We start from the raw sequence: 17665 nt of genomic DNA, 5'->3' as shown, positions 1-17665 counted from the left end.
CATTATGAATAACATTATAGATAGAAATGATCCCAAACCTTTGTATCTTCAACTTGAAGAATTAATAAGAGGGAATATTGAAAAAGGAATATGGAAAGTAAATACAAAAGTTCCGTCAGAAGCAGAACTTATGAAAGAATATGATTTAAGTAGAATTACCGTAAGAAATGCCTGTAATCACCTTGTCAAAGAAGGTGTTTTATATAGGGTTACGGGGAAAGGTACTTTTGTTGCAAACCCAAAAATAATGACTACATCTCTTGCATACATGGGTTTTAGAGAACAGCTTGAACGAATGGGGTATAAGACAACAACAAAACTACTAAACAAAGAAATAATAAAAGCGGGAATAAACATTGCATCTCACCTAGGAATAAAAGAAAATGATGACGTTATATTTATAAAAAGGCTTCGTCTTGCCGAAGGTGAACCTATAAGTCTTCACTATTCATATTTGCCTTATAATAAATTTAAAGAAATATGGGAATGTGATGAACTGGAAAGTAAACAGCTTTGTGTTTTAATAGAAGAAAAGTACGAAATAAAACCAAATAAAGTTTTGGAAACATTGGAATCAATGACCTCTACCGAAGATGTAAGCGCAATTTTTGAAACAGGAAGCGGATATCCTCTTTTAATTCTTGAAGATGTAATGTATGATGCCTTTAAAAAGCCTTATGAATACTCAAAAGTAATATTCAGAGGCGATAAGGTTAAACTTAGATATGAATTTTTATAAGGAGTGTACTGATGAAAAGTGATTTTAAACTTGATTATAAAAAGGAATATAAAGATTTATATATGCCAAAGAAAACTCCAAGTATTATAGAAGTTCCAAAAATGAATTTTATAATGGTAAAAGGTAAGGGTAATCCAAACACTTCAATAGAATATAAAAATGCAATGGAAATTCTTTATGGTCTTTCTTTTACTATAAAGATGAGTAAAATGAGCAAGGATCCTTCAGATAAGATAGATGGGTATTTTGAATATGTCGTTCCACCTCTTGAAGGTTTTTGGTGGGTTGAAGATGAGTATTTTGACGGATTAAATATAACGAATAAAGATGATTTATGCTGGTATTCAATGATACGACAACCTGAATTTGTTACAAAAGAAGTTTTCGAAAGAGCTAAGGAAAAATTTAAGAAAAAGAATAATGATGTTGATTTTTCGAATACATTTTTTAAGGAAATAGAAGAAGGCTTATGTGTTCAAATTATGCATATGGGTTCTTATGATGACGAAAAATTTTCAATTGAGAAAATGAATTCTTTTATTGAAAAAGAAGGGTATAAAAACGATTTTTCAAAAGAAAGATTGCACCATGAAATATATTTATCTGACCCAAGAAGAGTAAAGAATATAAATAATTTAAAAACGGTAATTCGCCATCCAATAAAGAAATAAAACGTCCCAAAAAGCGGACGTTTTTTTAATAAAAAATAAAGAAAATATTAATAATTTTATAATTTGTTAGTATATAATATTCCTTTTATTTTGTTTAATTTTGTGATATTATAAAAGGGAATGAAAATAAGGTAGGAATTATATGAAAAAGAAGATATTAACTTTTTTTATGACATTATTAATATTAATAACAAACCTTTCTACTCCGGTATTTGGGTTTAATTCCTATGAGGAATATTATAATACAACATATCTATATAGTTTAAAAATTCCTAAAGATGTAAAAAACGTTGTAATGGATAGTAATTTGTCTGTTGTAACCATACCTTATGAGGATCAGATTAGACTTGAAATTCACGTCGAAAAAGTTGAAGATTTTATAGGTGAAGATGTACTTGAAAAAAATAACATCAAAGATCCTGATAAGATTAATATAAAAAGTGATATTTTAGAAAATACATATGGCAATGATTCATATATGCAGCAAAATGCAGTTAACATTGCAAAGAAGTTTACATCTTCTCCAACAGTAACAAAAGTTGAAAATTGCAAAATAGACAGAAGAAACGGATATAAGATATACTATAATTCTGAACTTACCGGTGCTGATGGTGAAGCTTTAACGGGACATGGAATGATTATGTTTACCATTGACCATGGCGACGTATATTACTTTGTTTTTACCGATAATTCTTTGAGAGAAGAAAATATAGATGATTATGACTTTTTTGATAAAGCGATAAATTCAATAAATCTTGAAGACTTTGATTACACACCTTTTATTTTAATAGGTATTTTATGTGCTATTTTGTATGTTCTTTTAATGACATTATATTTAAAAGCCGAAAGAAGAGCAGAACAAAGAAAAGAACGTAGAAGAAGAGAAAAGGAACTTAAAAAGAAAAGGGCTCTTGGGTTGGAACCTATAAGCCATGATGACGATTATGAATATTATGACGAAATTGTTATTGAAGAAGCTGGTGAAGAGGAAGAAGTTGACGGAGAGAATGTATTTACAGTAGAACAAATCATGAAATTATATCCAAGCTTAAAGGATATCAAAATTGTACCAAAAGAAAATGGTACGGCAGATATTGTTACTAGTGGTGAATTAAACGGAAACATTATTGATTATAAAGAAATTGAAGAAGATTTAGATAATAAGATAAAATCTTCCAGTGAAGGAAATAAGAAAGAAGAAAGAGAAAATGTCAATATCGGTAATGTAGCCGCAATGACGAGAATTAAAGACGAAAACGAATTTTACGAATTTGAAAATGAAAACGACGTAAGAGAAGAAATCGGCTTTGAACTTGTAAATAATTCAGAAAAACATATAAGCAAAACGACAGTAACTACTCAAGATTATGATAATGATGAAGAAAGCTTTGTGTTTGAAGATGTTGATGAAGAATTATATGAAGCAAAGAGGGATAAAAATCTAAACTTAGCTTTTGAACAGTCAAGCAAAAACGAAGCTTTTAATGTTGAAGAGTTTGGAGAAGATATTGAAGATATTACAGATGAAAATACTTCTATAAATGAAGAAGAAATTTTTGAAGATATTTTTGATAATGATAATACTGAAAATATTGACAATACCGATGAAGCTTTGGATGATGTTATTTTAGATGATGTATCAAAAGAAGAAATAGAGTCTGTTTATGATGAAATAAATAATGAAAATGAGTTTGAAGAAACCATTAAAGAAATTACAGAAGAAACAGATGAGGATATTGCAGATATTAACGAAGAAGATGTTTTAAACAGCGAAGAAGAAAATCAATATGAAAATGAAGATATATCTCAAGAAGTTGATAGTGAAACAAAAGATGTCCTTGATGAGGATTTAGAAGAAACACAAGAAAGTGATTTAACAAAAGAAGATATATCAAAAGAAGAAAATTCTGATGATTTAAAACATGATGAACAAGACACTACTTTAGAAAATGAGGATAATAATGAAACTTCTTATGAAGAGGAAAATCCTTTAATCGATGAACAAGATGATCAAAAATTGAATACTGAAGATACTGAAACTTTAAATGAAAGCGTTCAAGATGATACTTTAGAAGAAACTTCTGATGAACAGTTAGAAGAAAATAAAGAAACTGAAATAGTAGAGGAAATTGAATCAGAAGAATCTAATGAAGAAGTTTTTAAAGAAAATGACAAAGAACAAGAAGACTTGAAAGATGACATCGAAGAAACTAAAGAAGAAAATGAAGATGTTGAAACACAGAAAAATGAAGCTTCAGATGATGAAGTATCAAGTGAAGAAGTTGTAAATACGTCAGATGAAGAAACTTCTGATGTAGAAGAAGAGCTTGAAGAATCAGATAAAAATATAGATTCAGATGAAGAAGTATCAAGTGAAGGAATTGAAAATACATTAGATGATGAAAGTTACGAAGAAGAGCTTGAAGAATCAGATGAAAATATAGTTTCAGATGAAGAAGAAATATCAAGTGAAGAAGTAGAAAATACATCAGATGATGAAAGCACTAATGAAGTAGAACAGCTTGAAGAAGAAAAACAGCAAGTTATTGATGACAAAGAAAATGTTATTTCAGACAGTGAAGAAAGTTCAAATGATGAAACTTCAAGGGAAACATATGAAGAAGAGGAAGAAGAAGTTTCAAGTACTGATAATATAGATTCTTCAGTGGAAGAAGATATTGAAGATATTCAAGATGAACAATCTGAAAATGAGGTTGATAGTAATAATGAAGAAGATATTACTGAATATATCGAAGAAAAAGAAAATATAGACGATATTGATATCTCCAAAGATGAGGGTAATGAAAAAGCAGATAATGAAGAGGATACTATCAGTAAATCACATAAGAATGAAAAATAATAACTTGTTATAAAAAGCACGGCTTATTGTCGTGTTTTTTTATTTAATACTATTAATTTATAATTTTTTGTAGTAAAATATATTTGAATTGTTTTTAAGGGGGTAAATATGGCTACAAGTAAAGCTTGTCTAGAGTGTGCAAGAAAGAGATACACAAAATATGCAAATGAGCATATACCTGAAGAAAAAAGAGAAAAATATTTTGAAGAAGTTACAAAGGCAGTGCATGCAGCTTCTTATCAAGAATTGGAATCGGCTTGGGAAAGAGTAACGAGAAAATTTATGAAAACAGATGATATTCATAAAGAATCAAGAGAAAAATTCCAAAAATGTATTTTAGATATGAAAGATGATATCGAAAGTATGTTAAACGAAAGTGATGATGTTATCAATGACGCCATTAAATTTGCCATCGCAGGTAATGTTATTGATTTTGCCACAATGCCGAATTTAACACTTGATGATTTAAAAAGCATTATTAACGATGTAAAAAAATATAAGTTCGATGAAGAACTTTATGAAATTTTTACAAAAGATTTGGAAAATGCAAAGGAAATAGTTATTCTTCTTGATAACGTTGGAGAAGTTGTTTTGGATGCTCTTTTATGTAAGAAATTAAAAGAAGTTTATCCTGATAAACATATTACTGTTGTTCCTGCATCTTATCCTATTTCAAGTGATGCTACACCTAAAGAAGCATACGAAGCCGGAATGGCAGATTATGCGGATATAGTTCCAAACGGGAATGATATTGTAGGTACATATTTACCTAAATGTTCAAAAGAGTGTATTGAAGTACTTGATAAAGCTGACATAATAATTTCAAAAGGTATGGCAAACTTTGAAGTTATGTCGGGAAGTAAGTATAATGTATATTACTTTTTCTTGTGTAAATGCAGATTTTATTGTCAAGCTCTTGACGCTGAATTGATGCAAGAGATGTTTATAAGTGACAGACACTCAAACGTTAAAGACAGAATGAAAAAAACATGGAAGGAATTGGGAAGAATATAATGAATAAAAGAAAACAAGTTGCAAATGAATTAGTTGAATTAATGGAAAAAGTTGATGACAAACAAGTTGAAGAATTTAAAACAATAATTGAAAATTCTAACAGAATTTTTACAGCAGGAATGGGCAGAAGCGGTTTTATGATGAGAGGTTTTGCCATGAGACTTATGCATATGGGATATAAAACATATGTTGTAGGTGAAACAACAACACCTGCTATTTTAGAAGGCGATTTACTTGTTTTAGGTTCAGGTTCAGGTAAAACATCAAGCCTTGTTGCAATGGCAAAAAAAGCAAAAGAAATGGGAGCTAAAATTGCTCTTATTTCTTCAAATGATAAAGAAGGTATTGCAGAAGTTGCAGACTGTATCGTAAAAGTTGAAACACAAGCAAAAGATAAATCAGACAGCGGAAAATCAATACAACCAATGGGAACACTTTTTGAACAAGGTTTATTATTGATTTGTGATTCTGTTATTTTAGATTTAATGGAAGATATTGATACAGACGGAGCTGAAATGTATAAAAACCACGCTAACTTAGAATGATTTATAAGCTGTATTTAAAACGTCTCTATAATTTAGAGGCGTTTTTTTATATCTTTATTAAAACAAGTCAATAATAAAAAGTAAAATATTTATTAAATTTATACTTAATAATAATATTTAAAAAGTAAATATGATATAATAACAAAAAGGAGAAGAAAGATGAACATTACAAACGAAAACATGATTTTAATTTGGCTTATACTTTTGGTTGCCTTTACCGTAGTTGAACTTGCTACAACTCAGCTTGTTTCTATTTGGTTTGCTGGAGGAAGTCTTGTTGCACTTATTTTAAATTTCAGCGGATTTCAAATTGTAACACAAGTTATAGTGTTTTTTATTGTTTCGGTTGTTTTACTGCTTATCACTTATCCTCTATATCATAAATATATAAAAAAGGATATAGTTCATTTAAACGCAAACAGTTTAATTGGAGAAAATGGAGTTGTGATAGTTGAAATAAATAATATGGATGCAGTAGGACAGGTAAAGATAAAAGGACAAGTTTGGTCAGCGAAAAGTTTAAATGGTGAAATAATAAAAGAAAACAAAGAGGTTAAAGTCGAAAAAATAGAAGGTGTACATCTTATTGTAAAGAACATAGACTAAAGGAGGGATAAAAATGTTTGGTTTTATATTATTTGTACTACTTATTATTCTGCTTATGGCGCTTCTTATTGCAAACGTCAAAATCGTTGCTCAGTCTTATGCTTATGTTATTGAAAGACTTGGTTCATATTATACAACATGGCAAACGGGACTTCATATTAAAATACCTTTTATCGAGGTTATTGCAAAGAAAGTTTCTTTAAAAGAGCAAGTAATTGACTTCCCGCCACAACCGGTTATTACAAAAGATAACGTAACAATGCAGATTGATACTGTTGTTTATTTTCAAATAACAGACCCTAAACTTTATACTTACGGAGTTGAAAGACCTATTCAAGCTATTGAAGTTTTAACTGCAACAACTCTTAGAAATATAATAGGGGAAATGGAACTTGATGAAACATTAACAAGCCGTGACGTTGTAAATTCAAAACTTAGAGTTATTCTTGATGAAGCAACTGACCCTTGGGGAATTAAAGTAAACAGAGTTGAACTTAAAAACATTTTACCGCCAAGAGAAATACAAGACGCAATGGAAAAACAAATGAAAGCAGAAAGAGAAAGAAGAGAAAGTATTCTTAGAGCGGAAGGTGAAAAGAAAAGTGCAATTCTTATAGCAGAAGGTGAAAAAGAAGCTAAAATTCTTAGTGCAGAGGCTGCAAAAGAAGCTGCAATTTTACAAGCTGAAGCGGAAAAACAAAGTAAAATTAAAATTGCAGAAGGGGACGCTGAAGCTGTTATCAGAATTCAACAAGCAAATGCAGAAGGTATCAGAATGATTAACGAAGCAAAAGCAACAAAAGAATATCTTGCTTTAAAATCAATGGATACATTCAGCGAAGTTTCAAAAGGAAGAGCAACAAAGATTATTGTTCCTTCAGAAATTCAAAACTTATCAGGTCTTCTTGCATCACTTAAAGAAACAGTAGACGATGAAAACATTGATAAAAAATAAATAAAATAAGGTGATATGAATGGGAAAAAAAGTTCTTGTAATTAACGGTCCAAATTTGAACATGCTTGGAAGAAGAGAAAAGGATTTTTATGGGAGTGAAAATTATGAGTATCTTTGTGGTATTATAAATAAAAAAGCGAAAGAGCTTGGATATAATGTTGAAATATATCAATCAAACAGTGAAGGAAGCATAATAACAAAAATTCAGCAAGCACTTGATGAGTTTGATGATATAATAATTAATCCTGCAGCTTATACTCATACATCAGTGGGAATACTTGATGCACTTAAAATGTTTAAAGGCAAAATAATTGAAGTCCATATAAGTGATATAAGTGAAAGAGAAGAGTTCAGAAAGCTTTCATATGTATCTTATGTGGCAACTGACAGAGTAATAGGAAAAGGCCTTAACGGTTATCTTATTGCTATGGATTTACTATAATTTATGAAAACAGTGCAAGTGCACTGTTTTTTTTGCAAAAAAAATCAAAAAATGTAAAAAAATTGCAACTTTTGTGAAAAAAGCATATTGTAGAGGTGAAGAAAAAGTGTTATAATGGTGGCTCATTAGTATTTATAAATTTTAGGGAGGAACATAATGTTCGAAAAAATATTTAAACTAACCGATAAGGGAACAAATGTTAAAACCGAACTTATTGCAGGTTTAACGACTTTTCTTACTATGGCTTATATTTTAGGTGTTAACCCTGGAATGCTTGCAGAAACGGGAATGAATTTTCAATCTGTATTCTTAGCAACTGCTATCTCTTCCGGTATTGCAAGTATAATTATGGGGTTACTTGCAAATTATCCTATAGGTTTAGCACCGGGGATGGGTGTAAATGCTTTCTTTACATACACGGCTTGTTTGACTTTTGGATATTCTTGGCAAGAAGCTTTGGCTGCTGTTTTGATTTCAGGTATAATTTTCTTGATTATTTCTGTTACAGGAATAAGAAAAGCAATTATAAATTCTATTCCTAAAAATATGAAATTGGCTATTGGTGCAGGTATTGGATTTTTTATTGCTTTTATAGGTTTTAAAAATGCAGGTATAATAGTTTCTGATCCATCTACATATATTGCATTTGGTGATTTAACAAATCCTACCGTACTTCTTGCTTGTTTTGGTTTAATCATAACCGTTGCTTTGCTTTGTAAAGGCGTTAATGCGGCTGTATTTTACGGAATGATTATTACGGCAGTTGTAGGCGTTGTTGCCGGCATATTCGGTGTGAGCGGAATGCCGTCATTACCTCAAGGTATTGTTTCTTTTGATTTTGCAATGCCAACATTTGGTGGATGTTTTGATGGCTTATCTACTTTGTTTACCAAACCGTCATTTATAATGATTATTTTTACATTTTTATTCATTGACTTTTTTGATACGGCAGGTACGTTGGTTGCGGTTGGGAATAAAATTGGTTTGGTTGATGAAAACGGAGAAATGGAAAATGTTGAAAAAGCATTATTATCTGATGCAATCGGTACATGCGTCGGAGCCGTTTTAGGAACATCTACGGTTACATCATTTGTTGAATCCGGTTCAGGTGTTGCCGCAGGAGGAAGAACGGGTTTAACTGCTTGTACAACAGGTGTATTGTTCTTTTTATCCGTTTTGTTTATGCCACTTTTAAGCGTTGTTAATTCAATTCAAGTTGGAGAATTGTTTTTATCTCCAATAACAAGCGCACCTCTTATTATTGTTGGTGTTTTAATGGCTCAACAATTAAAAGAAATTGAATGGGAAGATATTGCAACTGCTGTTGCTGCATTCTTAACAATTATTACAATGGTTCTTTCTTACTCAATTTCAAATGGTATCGCTGTTGGTTTCCTTTTCTATGCAATATCTAAAGTATTTACAGGTAAAGCAAAAGAAATCAATGCAATTACATGGGTATTACTTGTTATATTTGTAATTTATCTTGCAATACTATAAGGATAATATATAAAAGACAGATACATTGTATCTGTCTTTTTTTATTAAATATAAAAATTATATTTCAGGTAGGATTAGAAAATCTTATAAATTAATTATATTTATATAAAGAAATGAACATATACATTCTTATTTTTAAAAGATTATAATTAATATAGCTAATAAATGATTCAATTATAATATATTAGATTATATAAGGTTTATATTAATATTTTTATTTTAAGCAGGTTATGCCTGCTTTTTTTATATTTTTAATATGTACTTTTATTCTTTTTTTCCAAATTTCTACATTCCGATTTTGATAATATCTTGTAGGTGAAAATAATATTGAGAGGTATAAAAATGAACTTTGAAATAACAATAAGAAACAATATTCTAATTGTTTCCATTTTGGGAGATTTAGACGATCATGTAACAAATGATATAAGAGAAAATATTGATTATGTATTATGCAAAAAAGAAATAAACCACCTTATTTTTGATTTAAGCAAAGTTACATTTATGGACTCTGCAGGTATAGGGTTATTTATGGGTAGATTTAGACAAATAAAGAAGAGAAATGGAGAATGCGGTATTGTTACAAGAGATGAACAGATAATAAGAATACTTAGAATGTCGGGAATACTTTCAATTTTCGATTTATTTAAAACTTTACAGGAAGGAATAAACAAATATGAAAACAGGTAAAAACATAGAAAACTACTTAAATGTTCAGTTTAAAAGCATATCAGAAAACGAATCGTTGGCAAGGCTTATTATTTCAAGCTTTATTCTAGCTCTAAATCCATCAATGGAAGAATTAAACGATATAAAAACAAGTGTTTCAGAGGCTGTTACAAATTCTATAATACATGGTTATAACAATAAATCAGATAACCTTATAACAATGGAAGCATATATAAAAGAAAATGAAGTAACAATAAAAATAATAGATAAAGGAATTGGGATAGAGGATATTAAAAAGGCAAAAGAACCTCTTTACACTTCAAAACCGGAGCTTGAAAGGTCAGGGCTTGGATTTACTATTATGGAAAGCTTTATGGATACACTTGAAATAGAATCTAGATATGGAGAAGGTACAAGTTTAATTATGAGCAAAAAAATATCTTCAAAGGATACATATCAAAATGAGTAACGAGTCTGTAAAAATAGATTATTTTTCAGATGAAGTAAAAGAACTTATAATAAATGCACAACAAGGTGATAAAAACGCTTTAGAAGAACTTACCATAATAAACACCCCGCTTATTAATTCAATATTAAAAAGATATTTATCTTATAACGTACAATATGAAGACTTGTTTCAAATAGGAGCAATAGGGCTAATTAAAGCAATAAAGAAATTTGATTTTTCCTTTTGTACAAAGTTTTCTACTTATGCGGTGTATGTAATAAACGGAGAATATAAAAGGTATTTTAGAGATGAAGGAATAATAAAAGTAGCAAGGAATTTAAAAACAATATATCTTAAATCAAGAAAAATAAGAGAAGAATATATAAAATTAAATGGTGAAGAACCTGATGTAAATTATTTAAGTGAAAAAATAGGTGTATCAAAAGAAGATTTAATTATGGCTTTTGAAGCTTGCAGACAGCCTGAATCACTTAATAAAGAACTGACAAACAAAGATAAAACAAAAGTCTTACTTATGGATAAAATTAAAGATGAAAAAGATAATAATGAAATGATTATAGAAAGGCTTGATCTTAAAAACGCAATAATGAGTTTAAATAAAAGAGACAGGCAGATAATTGTTTTAAGGTATTTTAAAAATAAAACACAAACACAAATTGCAGAAATTTTGGGACTTTCTCAAGTTCAGGTATCTAGACTAGAAAAGAAAATAATAGAAAATATGAAAAAAACTTTTGAAAATTAAATTTTTGAAAGTTTTTCTTTTTTTGGGTAAAAATATAAATAAATTTATTTTTGGGAGAAAGATATGGAAACCAACGAAAAAAATATAAAACAATATAAAAAAATAGTTAAGGAAAACAAACCAAAGCCTAAGAAAAGTCATTTAATAATGTCATTTTTAGTAGGAGGATTTATTTGTATTATAGGACAAATAATAAATGATTTTTTTTCTATGAAAGGATTTTCTATGACTGAAGCATCAAATATGACATCTATTGTACTTGTATTTATCGGTTCTTTTTTAACCGGTATAGGTGTTTACGATAATATAGGGAAAAAAGCCGGAGCAGGTTCTATAGTTCCAATAACAGGCTTTGCAAACAGTGTTGTATCTTGTGCCATGGAATACAGCAAAGAAGGATATATTTTCGGAATGGCAGCAAATATGTTTAAAATTGCAGGTCCTGTTATTGTATTTGGGATTACATCAAGTTCTATCGTAGGGCTTATATATTTTATTTTAACGAGGTAGATAATGAGTAAAAAACTTGGAAAGCAAACTTATAAATTTGATAATTTAATATCAATTTCAGATACCAGAGCCATAGTTGGACCAATGGAAGGAGAAGGTCCATTAAGAAGTTATTTTAATGAAATTATTAAGGATGATTTACTCGGGCAGAATTCTTATGAAAAAGCAGAACATCAAATGTGCCTTAAAAATATTCTTGCACTGATGGAAAAGAACAATTTAAAACAAAGTGATATAGATATCTATATAGGCGGGGATTTATTAAATCAAATTATAACTACAAATCTTACTGCAAGAGATTTAAAAATTCCTTACTGGGGTATTTATAACGCATGTTCTACTTTTGTAGAGGCTCTTCAGACAGCTTCAACGCTTTTAGACGGCGACTTTATAGATACTGCTATAATAAGTGCTACAAGTCATTTTTCAACGGCAGAGAGACAGTATAGATACCCTTTGGAACTTGGGACTCAGTCTCCGCCCACTGCTCAAAGAACAGTTACGGGGAGCGGTTGTGTACTGTTAAATAAAAATGTAACAAATAAACCAATAATAACACATATGACAATAGGAAAAGTTATGGATTTTGAACAAAATGATCCAAATGATATGGGAAGCGCAATGGCTATTGCCGCTTGTGATACAATTATTACTCATTTAGAAGATATAGACAAATCACCACAAGATTACGACTTAATAATTACAGGTGATTTGGGTATTGTGGGATACAATATCGCCAAGGACTTTTTAAGAAAAAAAGGAGTAAATATAGAAAATATATACAAAGACTGCGGAATGCTTATATACGACACAAAGAATCAAGATGTTGTAAGCGGAGGAAGCGGTGCAGGATGCAGTGCAAGCGTATTTTGTTCTTTTCTATACGATAAACTTTTAAAAAAAGAGTTAAACAATATTTTGCTTGTGGCAACAGGTGCTCTTTTAAGTCCTGTCTCTACGGGACAAAAGGAAAATATTCCTTGCATTGCACATGCAGTATCTATTGAAAATAAATATTAAAGGAGTTTTTATGGAATATTTAAACGTATTTATAACAGGTGGGATACTTTGTCTTATAGCACAAATTATAATGGATAATACAAAGCTTGTTTCCGGACAGATCCTTGTAATATATATAGTTATGGGGATTATTTTAACGGCTATTGGATTATATGAACCCATAGTACAATTTGGAAAGGCAGGAGCGACAGTTCCTTTAACAGGTTTTGGTTATTCTCTGGTAAAAGGAACCATTCTTCAGGTAAAACAAGACGGAATTATTGGAATATTAACAGGTCCTCTTACGGCTACGGCAGGAGGGATTACCGCAGCAATAATTTTTGGATATTTTTTTGCGTTTATTTTTTCTCCAAAAACAAAAAAATAAAAATCTTTTATTAACTTTACAAGTATTTTTTTTAAGTGCTGACATAAAATTTTAAAGAGGAAACAGGTGATAAAATGATATATAAATTTGAAAAATTTATAGTAAGTTTAATTGTTGTTTTAAGTATTTTATGTATTGGGCTTAATATTTTGGATAAAAACGAAATAATATCTACTGTAAGCAGTACTTCAAATGAACAGACAAAACTGGTAAATTCCAGTAATTATTTACAAGCAGGCGTAATAAAAATGTCTTTTAGTGAAAGTGACGGAGTAAAAATACTTGTAAACGGAGAAGAAGATTTTAATTATACTTTAAAGAATAATATAATGACTCTTGCCGTAAGCGATAAAGATGTTGTGGAAGTGGATCTTAGAAACTTTAAAGAAGATAAATTAAGTGTACTTGTATTAAAGGTTTCTGATAATATAAAATCTCCAATGGTTAATGAAAAGTACGAATTTAACAAAGGTATAAACAAACTTTTTAGCGTTAAAATATAATTAAATACTTGTTAAAATTAAAAAGATATTATATAATATTTTATAAGTATTTATCAGAATTTGAGGTTTACTAATGAGTAAAATAATAAATATAGCAATTGATGGACCTGCTGGATCAGGTAAAAGTACAATAGCAAAAATAATCGCAAAAAAACTTAATATTACTTATCTTGATACAGGTTCTATGTATAGAGCTTTTACTTATTATGCACTTGAAAACAATGTTGAAAGTGATGATAAGGAAAATATTATAAAACTTCTTGAAAACATTGATCTTGTACTTGATAAAGATGAAATTTTTGTAAACGGCAAAAACGTAACAAAAGAAATAAGATTTGAAAATATAGATAAAAACGTTTCTAAATACGCTGCAATAAAAGAAGTAAGAGAAAGAATGGTAAATATTCAAAGAGATATCTCAAAAGGCAAAAGCGTTATAATGGACGGAAGAGATATTGGAAGCGTTGTTCTTCCAAATGCAGAATTTAAGTTTTATATGGATGCATCAGCAGAAGAAAGAGCAAAAAGAAGATACCTTCAAAATATTGAAAGAGGAAAAGAAGTTCCATATGATGATATTTTAGAAGATATACGATTAAGAGATGAAAACGACAAAAACAGAGAAGTTGACCCTCTTGTTGTTTGTGAAGATGCAACAGTAATTGATACATCAGATATGACAATAGATGAAGTAGTTGATTTTATAATAAATAAAGTAAACGGTTAGTAGGTAGTGTATGTTATATGATTTTTTAAGACCAATAATAAAGGTTTTATGTAAAATTTTATATAAAGTTAAAGTAACAGGACTTGAAAATCTTCCTAATAAGGATGTTGCATATATCATTTCAGGCAACCATATTCATATTTGGGATCCTGTTTTTTTAGCTGTTCAAATTAAAGGAAGACATCTGCATTTTATGGCTAAGGATGTCTTATTTAAATCTAAATTTTTAAATTGGTTTTTACATAAAGTATATGCAATACCTGTAAAAAGAGAAGATAATGATATTGTTGCAATAAAAAGTGCAATAAAAGTTTTAAAGAATAAAGAAGTTTTGGGGCTTTTCCCTGAAGGAACAAGAAATAAAACAGATAAGCCAATGCTTGAACCAAAAGGCGGACTTGTTCTTTTGGCAACAAGAATGAAAGTTCCAGTTGTTCCCGTTGGAATAAGAGGTGAATATAAGTTCAGAAAACCTCTTATAATTAATTACGGAAAGCCTATATATTTAGACAAATATTACGGTAAAAAACTTACAAGTGAAGATTTTGTAGAAATATGCAAAAAAGAAATTTATCCTGAAATTATAAGATTAAAGGAAATGTAAAATGAGTATAATAAAAGCAAAAAGTGCAGGTTACTGCTTCGGTGTAAATAAAGCTGTTGAAACGGCTTATGAAGCAAGTAAAAACAAGAATGAAAAAGTTTATACCCTTGGACCTTTAATACATAATGCATTTGTTACAAATGAATTAAAGGAAAAAGGTGTAGATATAATTGAAGACCTTGACAGTATAGAAAGCGGAACGGTTATAATTCGTTCTCACGGCGTTGGAAAAGATGTATATGATAAGATTAAGGAAAAAAATCTAAAACTTATTGATGCAACTTGTCCTTATGTAAAATCTATTCAAAATAAGGTTGAAAAATATCATAATAAAGGGTATACTATAATAATTGTAGGAGATAAAAATCATCCCGAAGTTATAGGGGTTAACGGGTGGTGTGAGAACTCTGCTCATGTTATTTTCTCACTAGATGAAGCGAGAGAATTTAAAACAGATAACAGTGTTTGTATTGTTGCCCAAACTACAATTATTAAATCAATCTTTAATGATATAACAGATATTATTAAAGAAAATTGCGCAGATGTGGTAATTTTTAATACAATATGTAACGCCACAAGCGTAAGGCAGGAAGAAGCCAGTAAGATAGCATCAGAAGTTGAAGCTATGGTAGTTGTTGGTGATACTCATAGCTCAAATACAAAGAAATTGGTTGAAATCAGTAAATCAAAATGCAAAAATGTTTTCTTTGTTGAAAAAGCTTCGGACTTGGACGATGCTATAAAGAAATATAAGAATATTGGACTAACGGCTGGAGCATCTACACCAACCCAGTTAATAGAGGAGGTAATTAATACTATGGACAACAACATGGTGGATAGTTTTGAAAAAAACATCGAAGAATCAATGAAAGAAATTAGAGAGGGAGACATCGTTGAAGGCGAAATCGTTGCTGTCGATCACAATGAAGTAACAATGAATATTGGTTACAAATCAGACGGAATTGTTAAAAAAGCTGATTATTTATATGACCTTATGGAAGACTTAACAACAAAAGCCGCTAAAGGTGATAAAGTTAAAGTTATGGTTATGAGAATGAATGACGGTACAGGGAACGTTTCATTATCTAAAATCAAAGTTGATGAACTTAGTGCTTTAGATGAAGCAAAAGATAAATTTGAAGCAAAAGAAACAGTTAGCGCTAAAATTACAAAAGTTGTAAAAGGCGGTTTAATTGTTGACTTAGGATTCATTAAAGCATTCATGCCTGCTTCTTACTATGATACAAAATTCATTAAAGATTTTGATAATTTACTTGGTAAAGAAGTTGAATGCAGAATCGTAGAATTTGATAAAAACAAAAACAAAATTATTGTTTCAAGAAGAATTCTTCTTGAAGAAGCTTACAAAGAAAGAAAAGCTAAAGAAAAAGAAGCTAAAGACGCAGCTATTGCTAATTTAGAAATCGGTAAAGTTGTTGAAGCTCCAATCAAAAACATTACAAACTTTGGTATGTTCATTGATTTAGACGGCGTAGACGGATTTATTCATATTTCTGATATCGCTTGGAAAAGAGTTAACAACATTAATGATTTATACAAAGTTGGCGACAGCGTAAAAGCTATTGTAACCGAACTTGACAAAGAAAGCTACAAAGTTAAATTAAGCGTTAAAGACTTAACAAAAGAACCATGGCAAGAATTTATTGAAAATTATACAGTAGGTCAAACAGTATCTGCTACAATTAAAAACACAACAAGCTTTGGTGCTTTTGCAGAAATTATTCCTGATGTTGAAGGTTTAATTCACATCTCTCAATTATCATACGACAGAGTAAACAAAGTTGAAGATGTTGTTAAAACTGGTGATAAAGTTAATGTTAAAATTATTGAAATTAATAAAGATAAAAGAAAAGTTTCTTTAAGCATTAAAGAAACAATGGATCCACCAAAAAGAAAAATTGAAAGAAACAAAGTTTATCATCAAGAAGATGGTAATGTAACTTTAGGTGATATCTTCGGTGACCTTTTAAAATCTGAATAGTATTAAATTTTCCCTGCACTTTATTTAGTGCGGGGATTTTTATTTAAAGGAGGAAAAAAATGAAAAAATTACAAATTGCCTTGGACGTAAAAAGCTTGGAGGAAAGTATCGAAATTGTAAAAGAATGTGAAGAGTATATTGATATAATTGAATTTGGAACCCCTCTTGCTTATAAATACGGAAGTGAGGGAATAAAAAAATTAAAAGAAACCTTTAAAGATAAAAAGATACTTGCGGATTTTAAGATTATGGATGCAGGTGCATTTGAAACAAAAATAGCTCTTGATGCCGGTGCGGATATAGTAACTGTTCTTGCTGTAAGTGATAATCAAACAATAGAAGATTCTTTAGAAGAAGTAAAAAAAGCAGGGAAAGAACTTCTTGTTGATTTAATTTGCGTAGATAATTTAGAAGAAAGAGTTAAATATTTGGAAAGTATCGGTGTTGATTATATTTGTGTGCATACGGGAACTGATATACAAAAGAAAGGTGCAACCCCTCTTGATGATTTAATAAAAGTTAAAAGCTTAGTAAAAAATACAAAAGTCAGCGTTGCGGGCGGTGTAAAACTTGAAACATTAGAAGAAATAAATGCACAAAATCCCGATGTAATAATAGTTGGCGGAGGACTTGTAAATAGTTCTACACCAAAAGAAACAGCTAAAAAAATGAAAAAAATGATAAAATAATCTATAGAATTATATAAGACAGGGAAAAATT

The 17665-nt window shown here is 29.7% G+C and carries 20 protein-coding genes; all 20 read left to right on the top strand.

Annotation, left to right across the window (positions count from 1 at the left end; genetic code table 11):
• Nucleotides 1–4 precede the first annotated feature (4 nt).
• The 20 genes from M6G78_RS00765 (at nt 5) to hxlA (ending at nt 17634) form a co-directional block, all read left to right on the top strand.
• Complete coding sequence (locus M6G78_RS00765) at nt 5–739, top strand: GntR family transcriptional regulator (protein ID WP_138269000.1); 735 nt, start codon at nt 5–7, stop codon at nt 737–739.
• 11 nt (nt 740–750) lie between these two features.
• Nucleotides 751–1410 carry a GyrI-like domain-containing protein gene (locus M6G78_RS00760; RefSeq protein ID WP_253229306.1) on the top strand — a complete coding sequence of 220 codons (660 nt, stop codon included), beginning with the start codon at nt 751–753 and terminating at the stop codon, nt 1408–1410.
• A gap of 142 nt (nt 1411–1552) precedes the next feature.
• Entirely contained in the window at nt 1553–4270 is a 2718-nt protein-coding gene (locus tag M6G78_RS00755; protein WP_253229305.1) for a hypothetical protein, read from the top strand.
• 108 nt (nt 4271–4378) lie between these two features.
• Nucleotides 4379–5284: a DUF89 domain-containing protein gene (locus M6G78_RS00750; protein WP_253229304.1), complete on the top strand. Its 906-nt coding sequence runs from the start codon at nt 4379–4381 to the stop codon at nt 5282–5284.
• Nucleotides 5284–5829, top strand: a complete 546-nt coding sequence (gene hxlB, locus M6G78_RS00745) for a 6-phospho-3-hexuloisomerase (RefSeq protein WP_138268996.1) — start codon at nt 5284–5286, stop codon at nt 5827–5829. The genes M6G78_RS00750 and hxlB overlap by 1 nt, the downstream gene beginning before the upstream one ends.
• Before the next feature lie 159 nt (nt 5830–5988).
• Complete coding sequence (locus tag M6G78_RS00740; protein ID WP_138268995.1) at nt 5989–6435, top strand: NfeD family protein; 447 nt, start codon at nt 5989–5991, stop codon at nt 6433–6435.
• A gap of 13 nt (nt 6436–6448) precedes the next feature.
• Complete coding sequence (locus tag M6G78_RS00735) at nt 6449–7390, top strand: SPFH domain-containing protein (RefSeq protein WP_138268994.1); 942 nt, start codon at nt 6449–6451, stop codon at nt 7388–7390.
• Nucleotides 7391–7409: 19 nt separating this feature from the next.
• Entirely contained in the window at nt 7410–7832 is a 423-nt protein-coding gene (locus M6G78_RS00730) for a type II 3-dehydroquinate dehydratase (protein WP_138268993.1), read from the top strand.
• A 156-nt stretch (nt 7833–7988) separates the two neighbouring features.
• Nucleotides 7989–9332: an NCS2 family permease gene (locus M6G78_RS00725; RefSeq protein WP_253229303.1), complete on the top strand. Its 1344-nt coding sequence runs from the start codon at nt 7989–7991 to the stop codon at nt 9330–9332.
• Between the two features lie 342 nt (nt 9333–9674).
• On the top strand, nt 9675–10019 hold the full coding sequence (locus tag M6G78_RS00720) for an anti-sigma factor antagonist (protein WP_138268991.1): 345 nt from the start codon (nt 9675–9677) through the stop codon (nt 10017–10019).
• Nucleotides 10006–10467, top strand: coding sequence for an anti-sigma F factor (spoIIAB, locus tag M6G78_RS00715; protein ID WP_253229302.1), 462 nt, complete (start codon nt 10006–10008; stop codon nt 10465–10467). Before M6G78_RS00720 ends, spoIIAB begins: the two co-directional genes overlap by 14 nt.
• Nucleotides 10460–11212, top strand: a complete 753-nt coding sequence (locus tag M6G78_RS00710; RefSeq protein WP_138268989.1) for a sigma-70 family RNA polymerase sigma factor — start codon at nt 10460–10462, stop codon at nt 11210–11212. Before spoIIAB ends, M6G78_RS00710 begins: the two co-directional genes overlap by 8 nt.
• 63 nt (nt 11213–11275) lie before the next feature.
• The gene (gene spoVAC / locus M6G78_RS00705) at nt 11276–11722 is read left to right on the top strand and encodes a stage V sporulation protein AC (RefSeq protein ID WP_253229301.1); all 447 of its coding nucleotides are present in this window, start codon (nt 11276–11278) and stop codon (nt 11720–11722) included.
• 3 nt (nt 11723–11725) lie between these two features.
• A complete protein-coding gene (gene spoVAD / locus M6G78_RS00700) occupies nt 11726–12742 on the top strand; it encodes a stage V sporulation protein AD (protein WP_138268987.1) in 1017 nt (338 codons plus the stop codon).
• 10 nt (nt 12743–12752) lie between these two features.
• Nucleotides 12753–13109, top strand: coding sequence for a stage V sporulation protein AE (gene spoVAE / locus M6G78_RS00695; protein WP_253229300.1), 357 nt, complete (start codon nt 12753–12755; stop codon nt 13107–13109).
• Between the two features lie 74 nt (nt 13110–13183).
• Entirely contained in the window at nt 13184–13612 is a 429-nt protein-coding gene (locus M6G78_RS00690) for a hypothetical protein (protein ID WP_253229299.1), read from the top strand.
• A gap of 73 nt (nt 13613–13685) precedes the next feature.
• Nucleotides 13686–14339 carry a (d)CMP kinase gene (gene cmk / locus M6G78_RS00685; protein WP_253229298.1) on the top strand — a complete coding sequence of 218 codons (654 nt, stop codon included), beginning with the start codon at nt 13686–13688 and terminating at the stop codon, nt 14337–14339.
• Between the two features lie 10 nt (nt 14340–14349).
• Entirely contained in the window at nt 14350–14943 is a 594-nt protein-coding gene (locus M6G78_RS00680) for a 1-acyl-sn-glycerol-3-phosphate acyltransferase (protein ID WP_253229297.1), read from the top strand.
• 1 nt (nt 14944) lies between these two features.
• On the top strand, nt 14945–16945 hold the full coding sequence (locus M6G78_RS00675) for a bifunctional 4-hydroxy-3-methylbut-2-enyl diphosphate reductase/30S ribosomal protein S1 (RefSeq protein WP_253229296.1): 2001 nt from the start codon (nt 14945–14947) through the stop codon (nt 16943–16945).
• 59 nt (nt 16946–17004) lie between these two features.
• On the top strand, nt 17005–17634 hold the full coding sequence (gene hxlA / locus M6G78_RS00670; RefSeq protein ID WP_253229295.1) for a 3-hexulose-6-phosphate synthase: 630 nt from the start codon (nt 17005–17007) through the stop codon (nt 17632–17634).
• The last annotated feature ends 31 nt before the right edge of the window (nt 17635–17665 follow it).

The sequence above is a fragment of the Anaerofustis sp. NSJ-163 genome, assembly GCF_024135845.1.
GTDB lineage: Bacteria > Bacillota > Clostridia > Eubacteriales > Anaerofustaceae > Anaerofustis > Anaerofustis butyriciformans.
The sequence above is the reverse complement of the archived record's forward strand: the minus strand, read 5'-3'. Positions and strand labels throughout refer to the sequence as shown.

What these genes read in the sequence shown, in the direction of transcription:
- M6G78_RS00730 (WP_138268993.1), top strand. Translation starts at nt 7,410, where the DNA reads ATGGGAAAAAAAGTTCTTGTAATTAACGGTCCAAATTTGAACATGCTT.
- hxlB (WP_138268996.1), top strand. Translation starts at nt 5,284, where the DNA reads ATGAATAAAAGAAAACAAGTTGCAAATGAATTAGTTGAATTAATGGAA.
- M6G78_RS00740 (WP_138268995.1), top strand. Translation starts at nt 5,989, where the DNA reads ATGAACATTACAAACGAAAACATGATTTTAATTTGGCTTATACTTTTG.
- M6G78_RS00690 (WP_253229299.1), top strand. Translation starts at nt 13,184, where the DNA reads ATGATATATAAATTTGAAAAATTTATAGTAAGTTTAATTGTTGTTTTA.
- M6G78_RS00750 (WP_253229304.1), top strand. Translation starts at nt 4,379, where the DNA reads ATGGCTACAAGTAAAGCTTGTCTAGAGTGTGCAAGAAAGAGATACACA.
- M6G78_RS00725 (WP_253229303.1), top strand. Translation starts at nt 7,989, where the DNA reads ATGTTCGAAAAAATATTTAAACTAACCGATAAGGGAACAAATGTTAAA.
- M6G78_RS00755 (WP_253229305.1), top strand. Translation starts at nt 1,553, where the DNA reads ATGAAAAAGAAGATATTAACTTTTTTTATGACATTATTAATATTAATA.
- M6G78_RS00735 (WP_138268994.1), top strand. Translation starts at nt 6,449, where the DNA reads ATGTTTGGTTTTATATTATTTGTACTACTTATTATTCTGCTTATGGCG.
- M6G78_RS00760 (WP_253229306.1), top strand. Translation starts at nt 751, where the DNA reads ATGAAAAGTGATTTTAAACTTGATTATAAAAAGGAATATAAAGATTTA.
- M6G78_RS00765 (WP_138269000.1), top strand. Translation starts at nt 5, where the DNA reads ATGAATAACATTATAGATAGAAATGATCCCAAACCTTTGTATCTTCAA.
- spoVAC (WP_253229301.1), top strand. Translation starts at nt 11,276, where the DNA reads ATGGAAACCAACGAAAAAAATATAAAACAATATAAAAAAATAGTTAAG.
- spoVAE (WP_253229300.1), top strand. Translation starts at nt 12,753, where the DNA reads ATGGAATATTTAAACGTATTTATAACAGGTGGGATACTTTGTCTTATA.
- spoVAD (WP_138268987.1), top strand. Translation starts at nt 11,726, where the DNA reads ATGAGTAAAAAACTTGGAAAGCAAACTTATAAATTTGATAATTTAATA.
- spoIIAB (WP_253229302.1), top strand. Translation starts at nt 10,006, where the DNA reads ATGAAAACAGGTAAAAACATAGAAAACTACTTAAATGTTCAGTTTAAA.
- M6G78_RS00720 (WP_138268991.1), top strand. Translation starts at nt 9,675, where the DNA reads ATGAACTTTGAAATAACAATAAGAAACAATATTCTAATTGTTTCCATT.
- M6G78_RS00710 (WP_138268989.1), top strand. Translation starts at nt 10,460, where the DNA reads ATGAGTAACGAGTCTGTAAAAATAGATTATTTTTCAGATGAAGTAAAA.
- hxlA (WP_253229295.1), top strand. Translation starts at nt 17,005, where the DNA reads ATGAAAAAATTACAAATTGCCTTGGACGTAAAAAGCTTGGAGGAAAGT.
- cmk (WP_253229298.1), top strand. Translation starts at nt 13,686, where the DNA reads ATGAGTAAAATAATAAATATAGCAATTGATGGACCTGCTGGATCAGGT.
- M6G78_RS00680 (WP_253229297.1), top strand. Translation starts at nt 14,350, where the DNA reads ATGTTATATGATTTTTTAAGACCAATAATAAAGGTTTTATGTAAAATT.
- M6G78_RS00675 (WP_253229296.1), top strand. Translation starts at nt 14,945, where the DNA reads ATGAGTATAATAAAAGCAAAAAGTGCAGGTTACTGCTTCGGTGTAAAT.